Below are 14,887 nucleotides of genomic sequence, written 5' to 3' on the forward strand. Positions count from 1 at the left end.
GGCCCTCGGATCGGTCAAGTTGCATGGCAGGGCTTACGAATGGCGTTCAGCAAGGTAGTGATGGGATGGATGGCGGCCTGCGCGCTGTCGGCCGCTCAGGCCGGTACGCTGCCGAGCGCCCATGCCGACGCATCCGCGGCGAACGGATCGCTCGCCCATGCCGAGCACTTCGACTACGGCGACTCGGGCCTGCCGCAGGTCGCCGCGAACCTCAACGAACAGATCATCAGCATTCCCGCCGATGCGTCGGGCTCCGTGATGCTCGAGGCCACGCTGTTCAAGCCGAACGGCCCCGGCCCGTTCCCGCTCGTCGTCTTCAACCATGGCAAGAACACGGGCGACCTGCATCTGCAGCCGCGCAGCCGCCCGGTCGCGTTCGCGCGCGAATTCGTGCGCCGCGGCTATGCGGTCATCGCGCCGAACCGTCAGGGCTTCGCCGGTTCGGGCGGCACGTACCAGCAGGAAGGCTGCAACGTCGAGAAGAACGGCCTCGCGCAGGCTTCCGACGTCGCCGCGACGGTCCGCTACATGTCTCGCCAGTCGTACATCGACCCGTCGCGCATCGTCGTCGCGGGCACGTCGCACGGCGGTCTCGCGTCGGTCGCGTACGGCACCGAAGCGGCGCCTGGCGTGCGCGGCATCATCAACTTCTCCGGCGGGCTGCGCCAGGATCTCTGCGACGGCTGGCAGCGCAATCTGGTCGACGCGTTCGACCAGTACGGCGCGCATACGGCCGTGCGTTCGCTGTGGCTGTACGGCGACAACGATTCGGTGTGGACGCCGGCGCTCGTCGCGCAGATGCACGACGCGTACGTGTCGCACGGCACGCAGGCGCAATTCATCGATTACGGTCGCTACAAGGACGATGCGCACCGGCTGATCGTCGATCGCGACGGCGTGCCCGTGTGGTGGCCGGCCGTGCATGCGTTCCTCGCCGAGCTGAACCTGCCGACGTCGGTACGCTACGCGGTTGCGAACCCGCATGAGCCGAATGCGACCGGCTACGCATCGATCGATGCGGTCGACGCGGTACCGTTCCTCGACGAGGCCGGCCGCGAAGGCTATCGCCGCTTCCTGAGCCAGCATCCGAGCCGCGCGTTCGCGGTGTCGGCCGAAGGCGCGTGGTCGTGGGCCGAAGGCGGCGACGACCCGATGGCGCTCGCGCTCGACAACTGCACGAAGCAGGGCGCGGGCACCTGCCGGCTGTATGCGGTCAACGAGCGTGTCGTGTGGAACGCGAGTGCGACGCAGACGGCCGACAACGGCGACGGCAATCCGCAGCACAACGACGCGCTGGCTGCGCGCTGATACGGGGCGCGACGCGCGTTCAGCGCGCGTTTTTCTGCGTCTCTCCTCCCTTTCTTTGCTCCGTTTCGCGAATGCTCGCTTTGAAGTCGCGATGACGTTCGCGTGCGCCGGGTGTTTTACATTTGAGCCACCCGCGAGCCGTCTGCGCCGACTTGCGCAAGCCAGCCTCAAGCCCTTTCCCGAGCGGCTGTGGTACCTGATTCAGCACACCCCTCATCCATCACGGCACGCATGTCGCGCCGCTTCGTTCTCCATTTTCCCTTCCCGCCCCGATTTTTCACCGCTGGCGAGCCGCCCGCCCCACGATTTTTTCTGTCGAGGGGTGTCACTCGAACGTCGTCATCTGCGGTCATTTCGGGATATCTGGCGCGTACCGTCCCGAGCGCCCACGATCTGCGTCGAACTCCCGCCCGGCAAGGCCCTGCGGCGTTTGTAACCGGTAGTGCAACGGGCGCCGGAACACGCTAATCTCAGCGCGTTTTGGTCTGCCGCCGCGCGGTATCGCACGCGATACGCGCCGCCGTTTTACCCCCCCGGAGTTGCCTTGAGTACGCCAGCCACCGACGACTGGGTCGCGCGCAGCCTGCGCGCGGTCTGGCATCCCTGCACCCAGATGAAGCACCACGAGCGCCTGCCGCTCATTTCCGTCGCGCGCGGCGCGGGCGTATGGCTATACGACCGCGACGGGCGCCGCTACTTCGACGCGATCAGCTCGTGGTGGGTGAACCTGTTCGGCCATGCGAACCCGGACATCAACGCAGCGCTGAAGGACCAGCTCGACACGCTCGAGCACGCGATGCTCGCCGGCTGCACGCACGAGCCGGCGATCGAGCTCGCCGAGCGGCTGCACGCGCTCACCGCGCGCACGCTCGGGCATGCGTTCTTCGCGTCCGACGGCGCGTCGGCCGTCGAGATCGCGCTGAAGATGAGCTTCCACACGTGGCGCAACCGCGGGCGCGCGGACAAGCGCGAGTTCGTGTGCGTCGCGAACAGCTATCACGGCGAGACCATCGGCGCGCTCGGCGTGACCGACGTCGCGCTGTTCAAGGACGCGTACGACCCGCTGATCCGCCATGCGCACGTGGTCGCGTCGCCCGACGCGCGCGGCGCGCTGCCGGGCGAGACGGCCGCGGATGTGGCGGGCCGCGCGCTCGACGACGTAAGGCGCCTGTTCGCCGAACGCGCCGACCGAATCGCCGCGCTGATCGTCGAACCGCTCGTGCAGTGCGCGGCCGGCATGGCGATGCACGATCCGTCCTACGTGCGCGGGCTGCGCGCGCTGTGCGACGAATTCGGCGTGCACCTGATCGCCGACGAAATCGCGGTCGGCTGCGGCCGCTCCGGCACCTTTTTCGCATGCGAGCAGGCCGGCGTCTGGCCCGATTTCCTGTGCCTGTCGAAGGGCATCAGCGGCGGTTATCTGCCGCTGTCGCTCGTGCTCACGCGCGACGACGTGTTCGCGGCGTTCTACGACGACGACACGACGCGCGGCTTCCTGCACTCGCATTCGTACACCGGCAACCCGCTCGCGTGCCGCGCGGCCGTCGCGACGCTCGACCTGTTCGCTCGCGACGACGTGCTCGCCGCGAACGCGCGCAAGTCGGCGGCGATGCGCGCCGCACTCGCGCCGCTCGACGCGCACCCGCAGGTGCGCCACCTGCGCGAACGCGGCACGCTGTTCGCGTTCGACGTCGCGCTCGACGGCGAGGCGGCACGCGGCTTCTCGCGACGCTTCTTCGAACGGGCGCTCGAACGCGAACTGCTGCTGCGCCCGATCGGCACGACCGTGTACCTGATGCCGCCGTACGTGATGAGCGACGACGACATCGCGTGGCTCGCGCAACGCACGCGCGACACGCTCGACGCGACGCTCGCGGAGGCCGCATGACCGCCACCACCCTGCTCGACACGCTGCAGCGCGGCCTCGCCGAACTCGACGCGCAAGGGCTGCGCCGCGTGCGCCGCACCGCCGACACCGCGTGCGACGCGCACATGCGCGTCGACGGCCGCGACATCATCGGCTTCGCGAGCAACGACTACCTCGGCCTCGCCGCGCATCCGGCACTCGTTGCCGCGTTCGCCGAAGGCGCGCAGCGCTACGGCTCCGGCAGCGGCGGCTCGCATCTGCTCGGCGGCCATTCACGCGCGCACGCGACGCTCGAGGACGAGCTCGCGGCGTTCTGCGGCGGCTTCTCCGACGCGCCGCGCGCGCTGTACTTCAGCACCGGCTACATGGCGAACCTCGCCGCGATGACGGCGCTCACCGGCAAGCACGCGACGATCTTTTCCGACGCGCTGAACCATGCATCGCTGATCGACGGGATCCGGCTGTCGCGTGCGAACGTGCAGGTCTATCCGCATGCGGACACGACCGCGCTCGCCGCGCTGCTCGATGCATCGGATGCCGAAACGAAGCTGATCGTCAGCGATACCGTGTTCAGCATGGACGGCGACGTCGCGCCGCTCGCCGAACTCGTCGCGCTGGCCGAACGGCACGGCGCATGGCTCGTCGTCGACGACGCGCACGGCTTCGGCGTGCTCGGCCCGCAGGGGCGCGGCGCGCTCGCGGCCGCCGCGCTGCGCTCGCCGAACCTCGTGTACGTCGGCACGCTCGGCAAGGCCGCCGGCGTCGCGGGCGCATTCGTCGTCGCGCACGAGACGGTGATCGAATGGATGATCCAGCGCGCGCGCAGCTACATCTTCACGACGGCCGCGCCGCCGGCCGTCGCGCACGCGGTATCGGCGAGCCTGAAGGTGATCGGCGGCGACGAAGGCGACGCGCGGCGCACGCATCTGGCCGCGCTGATCGAGCGCACGCGCGCGCTGCTGCGCACGACGCGCTGGCAGCCGGTCGATTCGCACACCGCCGTGCAGCCGCTCGTGATCGGCAGCAACGACGCGACGCTCGCGGCGATGCGCGCGCTGGACGCGCACGGCCTGTGGGTGCCCGCGATCCGGCCGCCGACGGTGCCGGCCGGCACGTCGCGGCTGCGCATCTCGCTGTCGGCCGCGCATTCGTTCGACGATCTCGCGCGGCTCGAAGCCGCACTGACCGAAGCCAGCGAGCACGCAGCATGAACGCACCCCTTTCCCTTTTCGTCACCGGCACCGACACGGAAATCGGCAAGACCTTCGTATCGGCGGCGATGCTGCACGGCTTCGCGCGCCACGGCTTGCGCGCGGCCGCGCTGAAGCCCGTCGCGGCCGGCGCATACGAGCGCGACGGCGTGTGGCGCAACGAAGACGCGGACCAGCTCGACGCAGCCGCGAACGTGGTGCTGCCGCCCGAGCTGCGCACACCGTTCCTGCTGAAGGCGCCCGCGGCCCCGCACATCGTCGCCGCGCAGGAAGGCGTGACGCTCGACCTCGACACGATCGTCGCGAGCCACCGCGAAGCGCTGACGCGTGCGGACGTCGTCGTCGTCGAAGGCGTCGGCGGCTTCCGCGTGCCGCTCAACGACACGCAGGACACGGCCGATCTCGCGGTCGCGCTCGGCCTGCCCGTCGTGCTCGTCGTCGGCATGCGGCTCGGCTGCATCAGCCACGCGCTGCTGACCGCCGATGCGATTCGCCAGCGCGGGCTCACGCTCGCGGGCTGGGTCGCGAACCACATCGATCCGGCCATGTCGTACGCCGACGAGAACGTCGCGACGATCCGCGACTGGCTCGCGCGCGAGCACCGCGCGCCGCTGCTCGGCCGCATCGCGCACTTGGCGCCGGCCGCCCCCGAATCCGCCGCGGCGATGCTCGACATCGCCGCGCTCGTCGATACGCTGCGCACCGTGCAGCACTGACGCCCCCATCCAAGCATCCACGACAGGAAACCACCATGACCCAAGCCCAGACCGCCGCCGTGCAATCCGACGCGATCCCCGTGGCCGCCCCGACGCCGCAGCGCTGGCGCGTCGCCGACGTCGTCGCGCTGTTCGAGCTGCCGTTCAACGACCTGATGTTCCGCGCGCAGCAGGTGCATCGCGAGCACTTCGACGCGAACGCGGTGCAGCTGTCGACGCTGCTGTCGATCAAGACGGGCGGCTGCGAGGAAGATTGCGGCTACTGCTCGCAGTCGTCGCATCACGACACGGGCCTGAAGGCCGAGAAGCTGATGGACGTCGACACGGTGCTCGACGCCGCGCGCGCGGCGAAGGCGAACGGCGCGAGCCGCTTCTGCATGGGCGCTGCCTGGCGCAACCCGAAGGAGCGCCACATGCCCGCGCTGACCGAAATGGTGCGCGGCGTGAAGGAGCTCGGGCTCGAGACCTGCATGACGCTCGGCATGCTCGAGGACGAACAGGCGCAGCAGCTCGCCGACGCGGGCCTCGACTACTACAACCACAACCTCGACACGTCGCCGGAGTTCTACGGCCAGGTGATCTCGACGCGCACGTACCAGGATCGCCTCGACACGCTCGACCGCGTGCGCGACGCGGGCATCAACGTGTGCTGCGGCGGCATCATCGGGATGGGCGAATCGCGCCGCGAACGCGCGGGCCTGATCTCGCAGCTCGCGAACCTGAACCCGTATCCGGAATCGGTGCCGATCAACAACCTCGTCGCGATCGAAGGCACGCCGCTCGAAGGCACCGCGCCGCTCGACCCGTTCGAGTTCGTGCGCACGATCGCCGTTGCGCGGATCACGATGCCGAAGGCCGTCGTGCGCCTGTCGGCCGGCCGCGAGCAGCTCGACGACGCGATGCAGGCGATGTGCTTCCTCGCGGGCGCGAACTCGATGTTCTACGGCGACCAGCTGCTGACCACGAGCAACCCGCAGACGCAGCGCGACCGCGCGCTGTTCGAGCGTCTCGGGATTCGCGCGAGCCAGGCGGACGCGCTGGCGGAGAACGCGTAAGCGGGTGCATTGCGAATCGCGTACCGCGTGCAGACGAAAAAGCCGGGGCTTGCTCCGGCTTTTTGTTCATCCGGCCGTCTGAACCGGATCGCCGTGCACGTCACGCGCGTCGAGCGCGTGCACGTCACGCGCGCGCCGCCGCGCCATCGAGTGCCGCACGCACGCGTTCGACCTGCTGTTCGTCGATGGGCGCCAGCACCTGGCCGCGCGGCCGCACGCCCGAGCCGAAATGCACCGCACGTACGCCGGTGGCCAGCACGAAATCGCCGACCGTATCGACGGTGAGCCCGGAGCCGGCCAGCACCGTGCACGTCGAGCCGGCTGCCTGCCGCACCATGCGCGTGATCGTCGCGGCCGCGTCGAGCACCGACGGATGGCCGCCGGAGGTCAGCACCGACGTGACGGCCGGCACGCGCAGCAGCGCGTCGAATGCGGCATTCAGATCGCGCGACACGTCGAACGCGCGATGGAACGTCAGGTCGCGCCCGTTCGCGGCGGCCGCGATCCGCGCGAGCGCGTCGAGATCGACGTCGCCGCGCGCATCGAGCGCGCCGAACACGACGCCGTTCGCGCCTGCCGCGACGGCCGCACGCACGTCGCGCTCGATCGCGCGCAGGTCGTCGGCGTCGTAGACGAACGCGCGGCTGTGCGGGCGCACGATCACGTTGACGGGAATCGGCACGGCGGCCACGACGGCCTCGATCAGGCCGATGCTCGGCGTGAGCCCGCCTTCGCTAATCGCGGTGACGAGTTCGAGCCGGTCGGCGCCCGCGCGGGCGGCGGCCTGCGCGTCGCCGACGGTCGTGGCGATTACTTCGAGGAGGACGGAGGAAGCGGCGGTTCGGTTCATCGGCGGCTCGCGAATCGTCAGGAGAATTCGCGCATCCTAGCCGAGCGGCGGGAACGGCGCCAGCATGCCGGGCAAAGCACGCGTCAGCGGCGCCGCACGCGCCACACGCCGGCCAGCGCGGACAGCGCCGTCACCGCGGCATCGGGCGCGACCCGGAACATCCGCGCATGCACGCGCGCGCTGCTGCCGCATCACGTCGACGATCCCGGGCGCGAGCAGCGCCTGGGTGTCGGCATGCCGATCGAGAACGGCGTATGGACGCAGGCGGGCGCGCGGGTCACGATCATGACCCGCGCGAGGATGGTCGGCGACATCGGTCCTTTCCTCTCGTTCGCCGCCACGGCGGCCGCCGGGACAGCGCGATCGCGGTCACGACGGCCGCGATCGCGCCATTGTCGGAGGAGCACACCGGGGGATCGCAACGGCACGCGCGTCGCGCTAACCGGCGTGCGTTTCGTCGTCGCCCCAGTCGATATCGCCGCACAGCACGTGCTGCGCATCGCCGATCCGCATGGCCACCGACAGCGTCACGCACGGCTGCGCCTCGTTGATCGACAGGTACGGGCGCGTCACCTGCACGCGCCCCGGCTCGGCGATCGCCGTGCGGAAATACGGCCGGCGCAGCCAGTTTGCCCCCTGCGCATCCGCGAGCGGCGAGAAGCGCGCCTCGGCGAGCGCGCGGTCCGCGCGCAGCACGACGTTGCGGCCCGCCTGGCGGCCCCGCGCGTCGAGCAGAAAGCAGCGCGCCGCATCGTCGAGCGCGAGGAAATTCCAGCACACCTCGTCGAGCGGCTCGCCGGCCGTCAGCCGCTCGGCCGCGCGCTCGAACGCGCGCAGGTACGGCGCGAGCCGCTGCGTGTCGCGCCGCTCGCGCGCTTCGCTCTGCACACGGAAGCGCTCGGTCAGCTCGCCGATGCAGCCGGTCGCCGCCGCGCTGTCGGGCAGGCCCGGCGCCGGGCGGCCGAAGTAGTAGCCCTGCACGAAATCGGCCTCGCACGACAGCGCGATCTGCGCGTCGTGCTCGGTCTCGATCCCTTCGACGAGCACGAGCTTGCCGGCCTCGTGCAGCAGCGTGACGAGCCCGTGCAGGATCGCGGTGAGCCCGGTGCGGTGCGCCGCGTGGGACAGCATGATCCGGTCGAGCTTCACGATGTCCGGATTCAGCTGCCAGATCCGCTCGAGGTTCGAATGCCCCGCGCCGAAATCGTCGAGCGCGATCAGGAAGCCCTGCGCGCGGAATTCGCGCACGGCGTCGGCGAGCCGCTCGACGTCGTCCGCGCGCTGTTCGAGCACTTCGAGCACGACGCGGCGCGGCGGCATGCCGAGCCGCTTCAGGTTCGCGAGCAGCGCGGCGGCCTGGAACGGATCGGTCAGCACCTCGGGATGCACGTTCAGGAACAGCCACTCGCGCTCGGCGCCGAGCAGCCCAAAGTTCTCGAGATGCAGCGCCTGCGCGAGCCGGTCCAGCTGCATCAGCTCGTCGCGGCGCGCGGCCTCGCCGAACACGTCGAGCGGCGATACCGCGCGGTCGAGCCCGTCATGCGCGCGCAACAGCGCCTCGTAGCCCACCGCGCGCTGATGCGACAGGCTGAAGATCGGCTGGAACACGGTCGAGAGCGTCAGGTCGCGATACTGCGTCGCCAGACGTTCGAGACCGGAACTCATTTCCCGCTCGAAACGGTACGGCGACGCTACGGCCGGACGCTCCTGTTGCTCGATCGTCATACCTTCCTCCTCGTGATGCAGTCGAATGCGGCTGACGAACGAAACGGCGCACGCAATGTCATGGTGTAACCCTCGGTTGCCCGGCCCATGCCGGACGGCAGACAAGCATCAAGCAAGCTCCGTGCAAGGCATGAATGCGTGCACCGCCCTCGCGCGCAGCCCTGTCGCACCATGGTGGCGCAGCGGCGACGCACCGTTTCCGTGCACACGCACCGGCGCACTCGAGCGCACCCATCACGCCGTCACGCTACACTCCGTACGGTCGTTTCATTCTCCACGCCTGCCGTATCGATGGAAATCGTCTTCACCGTCCTGATCCTGCTGCTCACCGTCGCGCTGTCCGGCGCCGTCACGCGCCTCCTGCCGTTGCAACTGCCGCTGCCGCTGATGCAGATCGCATTCGGCGCGATGCTCGCGTGGCCGAAGTTCAACCTGCACGTCACGTTCGATCCCGAAATCTTCATGCTGCTGTTCATCCCGCCGCTGCTGTTCGCGGACGGCTGGCGGATTCCGAAACGCGAGCTGTACCTGCAGCGCCGCGCGATCCTGATGCTCGCGTTCGGGCTCGTGTTCATGACGGTACTCGCAGTCGGCTACTTCGCGCACTGGCTGATACCCGAGTTGCCGCTGCCGATCGCGTTCGCGCTCGCGGCCGTGCTGTCGCCGACCGATGCGGTCGCGCTGTCCGGGATCGCCGGCAAGGGTCGCATCCCGCCGCAACTGATGCACATCCTCGAAGGCGAGGCGCTGATGAACGACGCGTCGGGCCTCGTCGCGCTGAAGTTCGCGATCGCGGCCGCGCTGACGGGCGTGTTCTCGCTGCGCGCAGCGTCCGTCACGTTCGTGATCGTCGCGGCCGGCGGGCTCGCGACGGGCGCGATCGTGTCGTGGGTGTTCAGCGCGCTGTCGACGCGCTTCCTGAATGCCGAGCAGGAGGGCGACCCGGCCCCCGGCATCGTGATGACGCTGCTAGTGCCGTTCGCGGCCTACCTGTTCGCCGAGCACCTCGACCTGTCGGGCGTGCTCGCGGCCGTGTCGGCCGGGATGATGATGAATTACACGAGCTTCTCGCGCAAAAGCACGGTCGCGTCGCGCGTGCGGGCCGAAAGCACGTGGGCGATGATCGAGTTCGTGTTCAACGGCATGGTGTTCATCATGCTCGGGCTGCAGTTGCCGCACATCATCGGCCGCGCGCTCGTCGACGCGCACCATACCAGCGACGCGCTGGTCGGTCGCATGATCTTCAACGTGTGCGCGATGATGCTCGCGCTGTATGCGATCCGCTTCACGTGGGTGTGGCTGCTGCGCTGGTTCGCGAGTCGCCGCGCCGCGCGCCAGGGCCTCGCGGGCACGATGGCCGGCATCCGCACGATCGCGGTGATGACGGTCGGCGGCGTGCGCGGCGCGGTCACGCTCGCGGGCGTGCTGTCGATTCCCGTCGCGCTGTCCGACGGCGCGCCGCTGCCCGGGCGCGACACCGCGATCTTCGTCGCGTCGGCCGTGATTCTCGGCTCGCTGATCGTCGCGGTGATCGGCCTGCCGCTGCTGCTGCGCGGCGTGCGCTCGACGCGCAACCCGCTCGCCGACGAAGAGCGCACCGCCCGCGCGGCCGCCGCGCAGGCCGCGATCCGCGCGATCGATTCGTCGCACGACGCGATCTCGGTCGATCTCGACGAGTCGGGCGCCGCCCGCTGCGCGGACATCTCCGCGCGCGTGATGGACCAGTATCGCCGCCGCCTCGCCGCGCTCGCCGAGGACGGCCCGACGCCGCGCGCGGAAGCGAAGCAGGCCGAAACGATGGAGTTGCAGATGCGCATCGCGGCCGTGCGCGCGGAACGGTCGGTGCTGTACCGGCTGCGCAGCGAAAGCAAGATTTCGGACGAGACGCTGACCAAGCTGATCCGCGAGATCGACCTGTCGGAAACCGCGCTGTCTACGCGCAAGAAAGGCATTGTTTGACGGGCCGGCTGCGGCCTGCGCGCAGCCACCGAGGACCATAAAAAAACGGCGACGCTCGCACGAGCATCGCCGTTTTCACATCCACTCCCGTTCGCGTTACTTCGCGACGACGACCGGGATCCCCTTCAGCATCCCGGCGCCCTTCATCTCGTCGAGCGCGTGCTGGACGGCCGCGCTGGTCGCCGCGTCGATGCCGAGCTGGAGTGCGAGTTCGCGCTCCGCGCGCTTCACGCCGGCGAGGTTGCGCACCTTCACGTGACCGAAGCCGCGCACGCGGGCGTGCAGGTCGGCCAGTTGCGCGACCTGCGCCGCATTGCCGGCGTTCGTCACGGCGAGCGCGCGCGTGAGCGTCGTCGCGTAGTCGTCCGCGAGCGCACGCTCCATCCTGCGCTCGGCCGTACGGCCGAACGGATCGAGCCACGTGCCGCGCAGGCTGCGCACGCGCGCCAGCGTGCCGAGCACCGGCCACATCCACTGGCCGAACACGCGTTTCTTCGGCGCGCTGCCGTCGCTGCCGGCCTTTGCGATCGTCGGCGGTGCGAGGTTGAACTTCACGCGATAGTCCTGCCCCGGCACGCCTTCGAACTGCGCTTCGAGCGCGGTGCGGAACGTGCCGTCCGCGTAAAGTCGCGCGACCTCGTATTCGTCCTTCACCGCGAGCAGCCGGTAGAAGGTCGTCGCGACCGCACGCGTCAGCGCGTCGTCGCCTTTCGCGCGCGCCGTGTTCACGAGCGCACGGTAGCGTTCGACGTAACGCGCGCCGCCGTACGCATCGAGACGCGCCTCGCGATCGGCGATCAGCTCGGCGAGCGTCTGCGGCGCGGCCTGCGCGGCGACCGCGTGACGCGCATTCCACAATGCGTCGAGGCCCGCCGCGTCGCCAGCCGCCATCCGGCCGATCGAGAACGCGAGCTTGTTCATCGGCACCGCGACGTTGTTCAGCTCGATCGCGCGCATCATCGCCGCGAGCGACACCGGCACGAGGCCGAGCTGCCATGCGTAGCCGAGCATCAGGATGTTCGCGCCGATCGAATCGCCGAGGAATTTCGCGGCGAGCGCCTGCGCGTCGCAGCTCGACAGGTAGCCGTCGCCGGCCGCGTGCTGCATCTTCTCGAGCAGCGCGTCCGCATGCAGGTTCGCGTCGGGGTTCTGCACGAACGACGCGTTCGGGATCCGGTGCGTGTTGACGACGATCCGCGACCGCCCGTGGCGCACCGTCTGCAGCGCCTCGGCGCTCGCGCCGACGACCATGTCGCACGCGAGCAGCACGTCGGCCTGCTGCGTGTCGATGCGCACCTGGTTCAGCCAGCGGTCGCTCGATGCGATCCGCACGAACGACAGCACCGAGCCGCCCTTCTGCGCGAAGCCCATGAAGTCGAGCACCGACGCGCTCTTGCCTTCGAGGTGCGCGGCCATGCTGATCAGCGCGCCGACCGTCACGACGCCCGTGCCGCCCACGCCCGTCACGAGCATGTCGTACGGCGCCGCGTCGAGATGGGTCGCCGGCACCGGCAGTGCGTCGACGCGCGCGGCGAGCGCCGCTTCGTCGAACGCCGCGCCGGCCGCCTTCTTCAGCGCCGCGCCTTCGACCGTCACGAAGCTCGGGCAGAAGCCGTTCACGCACGAATAGTCCTTGTTGCACGACGACTGATCGATGCGGCGCTTGCGACCGAGCGGCGTCTCGAGCGGCTCGACCGACAGGCAGTTCGACTGCACGCCGCAGTCGCCGCAGCCTTCGCACACCGCGTCGTTGATGAACAGGCGCTTGTCCGGGTCGGGGAATTCGCCTTTCTTGCGGCGCCGGCGCTTCTCGGCCGCGCAGGTCTGGTCGTAGATCAGTACGGTGACGCCCGGCGTCTCGCGCAATTCGCGCTGCACTGCGTCGAGTTCGCTGCGGTGATGGAACGTCGTGCCGGTCGGGAACTGCCCGTGATGGCCGTCGTACTTCTGCGGTTCGTCCGACACGACGACGAAGCGCGACACGCCTTCCGCCTCGACCTGCCGCGCGATCTGGGGCACCGAGATGCTGCCGTCGACCGGCTGGCCGCCCGTCATCGCGACCGCGTCGTTGTAGAGGATCTTGTACGTGATGTTCGCTTTCGCGGCGACCGCCTGGCGGATCGCGAGGATGCCCGAGTGGAAGTAGGTGCCGTCGCCGAGGTTCTGGAACACGTGCTTCGTGTTCGTGAACATCGCGTGCGCGGCCCAGTCGACGCCCTCGCCGCCCATCTGGATCAGGCCGGTGGTATCGCGCTCCATCCACGACGCCATGAAGTGGCAGCCGATGCCGGCCTGCGCGATCGAGCCTTCCGGCACCTTCGTCGACGTGTTGTGCGGGCAGCCCGAGCAGAAGTACGGCGTGCGCTTCACCGCGTCCGCTTCGTTCGACAGGATCTGCGGCGCGACGAGATCGACGACGCGCTCGCGGCGGTCGAGCGCCGGCTTGTGCCGCGCGAGCCATTCCGCGAACACCGGCAGGATCCGCGACGGACGCAGTTCGCCGAGTTCGGACAGCAGGCACGCGCCGGCCGCGTCGTGCTTGCCGAGTACGCGCGGGCGCGCGCCGTCGGCGCGGTTGTACAGGTAGTCCTTGATCTGCTGCTCGATGACGGGGCCCTTCTCCTCGATCACCAGCACTTCGGCGAGCCCGTCGACGAAGGTCTCGATGCGCGTCATTTCGAGCGGATACGACAGGCCGACCTTGTAGATCCGCACGCCGGCCGCGTCGAGATCGTCGACCGTCAGGTCGAGGCGGCGCAGCGCTTCCATCAGGTCGAGGTGAGCCTTGCCGCAGGTGACGATGCCGACGTTCGCGTGCGTGCTCGGCGCGATCCACTTGTCGATGCTGTTGGTGCGCGCGAAATGGCGCACCGCATCGAGCTTCGCGGCGAGGCGCGCCTCGATCGTGAGGCTCGGCAGGTCCGGCCAGCGGTTGTGCAGGCCGCCCGCGGGCGGCGTGAAACCGGCCGGCGCCGGCCAGTGCGTCTGCAGCGCGTCGAGATCGACGGTGGAGCCCGACTCGACCGTTTCCGAGATCGCCTTGAAACCGACCCACGCGCCCGAGTAGCGCGACAGCGCCCAGCCGTACAGGCCGAATTCGAGCATGTCGGCGATGTTCGACGGGTTCACGACCGGCATGTGCCACGCGATCATCGCGAAGTCGCTCTGGTGCGGCATCGACGACGACACGCAGCCGTGATCGTCGCCCGCCACTACCAGCACGCCGCCGTGCGGCGACGAGCCGTATGCGTTGCCGTGCTTGAGCGCGTCGCCCGCGCGGTCGACGCCCGGGCCCTTGCCGTACCACATCGCGTACACGCCATCGACGGTGCGCTCCGGGTCGGCCTCGACGCGCTGCGTGCCGAGCACCGCGGTGCCGCCGAGTTCCTCGTTGATCGCGGGCAGGAAGCGCACGCCGCTGCCGTCGAGCAGTTTCTTCGCCTTCCACAGCTGCTGGTCGACCATCCCGAGCGGCGAGCCGCGATAGCCGCTGACGAAGCCGGCAGTGTTCAGCCCCCGTGCGATGTCGGACGCGCGCTGCATCAGCAGCAGGCGAACCAGCGCCTGCGTGCCGGTCAGGAAGATCCGGCCGCGCGTGGCGGTCAGGTTGTCGGTCAGACGGTAATCGGATAGTGCGGGCGTGCCATCGACGGGCAGGCGAGCGGTCATGGGGATGTCTCCGGATTGTGCTGTTCTGGGCTGCGCGGGGGCGTCGGACGACACCGGCCCGGTAGCAACTCGATGGCTCTATTTTTTCGCGGAGACGCGAGAAAGTTTTTTCTCATCTTGCTCGGGCGGCGCGATAGCGAGAAAAACTGCGGAGGTTTTGCGCGGAATTTGAGAGAGTTTTCGCGCGGGGTGTTGGCGGGCGGTTGATGACGTGTCCGGGCCGGCGGCGGATGATCTCGCAACGGCGATGATGTGCCGCGGGCAGCCGACGCGCAGCGCTGTGGGCGCTGGCGCCCCGTGTGGCAAGGGTTTGAGCGGCGGATGGCACGCGCACTCACCGAAGAAATGCACAGCGTTCCGATTGGTCTGAGGGGCGGGATGTCCACATCTTCGCGCTGCACGGGCGATCGGGTGCGCGGCCCTCACCTTTCGGTTGCACAGGGTTTCGACTGGCGTCGGGGCCGGGATGTCCACACCGCAATCGGTACGCAGTTCGCTCGGGACGGCGGCGCTCACCGTCGACATTC

At 69.5% G+C, this 14,887-nt stretch carries 10 protein-coding genes; 6 read left to right on the forward strand and 4 right to left on the reverse strand.

From position 1 onward, the window contains the following. Nucleotides 1-39: 39 nt before the first annotated feature. The 5 genes from O1Q03_RS26780 to bioB all read left to right on the forward strand — a co-directional run bounded on the left by O1Q03_RS26780 (nt 40) and on the right by bioB (nt 6,157). Nucleotides 40-1,308 (forward strand): dienelactone hydrolase family protein, encoded by a 1,269-nt coding sequence (locus O1Q03_RS26780; protein ID WP_269507046.1) that lies wholly within the window; start codon nt 40-42, stop codon nt 1,306-1,308. A gap of 544 nt (nt 1,309-1,852) precedes the next feature. Continuing rightward, nucleotides 1,853-3,196 (forward strand): adenosylmethionine--8-amino-7-oxononanoate transaminase, encoded by a 1,344-nt coding sequence (gene bioA / locus O1Q03_RS26785; RefSeq protein ID WP_269507047.1) that lies wholly within the window; start codon nt 1,853-1,855, stop codon nt 3,194-3,196. Continuing rightward, complete coding sequence (gene bioF, locus O1Q03_RS26790; protein WP_269507048.1) at nt 3,193-4,386, forward strand: 8-amino-7-oxononanoate synthase; 1,194 nt, start codon at nt 3,193-3,195, stop codon at nt 4,384-4,386. The genes bioA and bioF overlap by 4 nt, the downstream gene beginning before the upstream one ends. After that, nucleotides 4,383-5,102 (forward strand): dethiobiotin synthase, encoded by a 720-nt coding sequence (gene bioD / locus O1Q03_RS26795; protein WP_269507049.1) that lies wholly within the window; start codon nt 4,383-4,385, stop codon nt 5,100-5,102. The genes bioF and bioD overlap by 4 nt, the downstream gene beginning before the upstream one ends. 35 nt (nt 5,103-5,137) lie before the next feature. Further along, nucleotides 5,138-6,157: a biotin synthase BioB gene (gene bioB, locus O1Q03_RS26800; RefSeq protein WP_269507050.1), complete on the forward strand. Its 1,020-nt coding sequence runs from the start codon at nt 5,138-5,140 to the stop codon at nt 6,155-6,157. A gap of 124 nt (nt 6,158-6,281) precedes the next feature. On the opposite strand, the gene O1Q03_RS26805 is transcribed toward bioB, so the two are convergent. From O1Q03_RS26805 to O1Q03_RS26815, 3 genes are all read right to left on the reverse strand, one after another. Further along, complete coding sequence (locus O1Q03_RS26805) at nt 6,282-7,007, reverse strand: copper homeostasis protein CutC (protein WP_269507051.1); 726 nt, start codon at nt 7,005-7,007, stop codon at nt 6,282-6,284. Between the two features lie 191 nt (nt 7,008-7,198). Next, nucleotides 7,199-7,321 (reverse strand): hypothetical protein, encoded by a 123-nt coding sequence (locus tag O1Q03_RS26810; protein ID WP_269507052.1) that lies wholly within the window; start codon nt 7,319-7,321, stop codon nt 7,199-7,201. Between the two features lie 124 nt (nt 7,322-7,445). Further along, nucleotides 7,446-8,732 carry a sensor domain-containing phosphodiesterase gene (locus tag O1Q03_RS26815; RefSeq protein ID WP_269507053.1) on the reverse strand — a complete coding sequence of 429 codons (1,287 nt, stop codon included), beginning with the start codon at nt 8,730-8,732 and terminating at the stop codon, nt 7,446-7,448. Between the two features lie 291 nt (nt 8,733-9,023). On the opposite strand from O1Q03_RS26815, the gene O1Q03_RS26820 reads away from it, so the two are divergent. Further along, entirely contained in the window at nt 9,024-10,691 is a 1,668-nt protein-coding gene (locus O1Q03_RS26820; RefSeq protein ID WP_269507054.1) for a Na+/H+ antiporter, read from the forward strand. 96 nt (nt 10,692-10,787) lie between these two features. On the opposite strand, the gene O1Q03_RS26825 is transcribed toward O1Q03_RS26820, so the two are convergent. Then, on the reverse strand, nt 10,788-14,360 hold the full coding sequence (locus O1Q03_RS26825; RefSeq protein ID WP_269507055.1) for an indolepyruvate ferredoxin oxidoreductase family protein: 3,573 nt from the start codon (nt 14,358-14,360) through the stop codon (nt 10,788-10,790). Nucleotides 14,361-14,887 lie beyond the last annotated feature (527 nt).

The sequence above is a fragment of the Burkholderia sp. IMCC1007 genome, from assembly GCF_027257875.1.
In the GTDB taxonomy this organism is placed as follows: domain Bacteria; phylum Pseudomonadota; class Gammaproteobacteria; order Burkholderiales; family Burkholderiaceae; genus Burkholderia.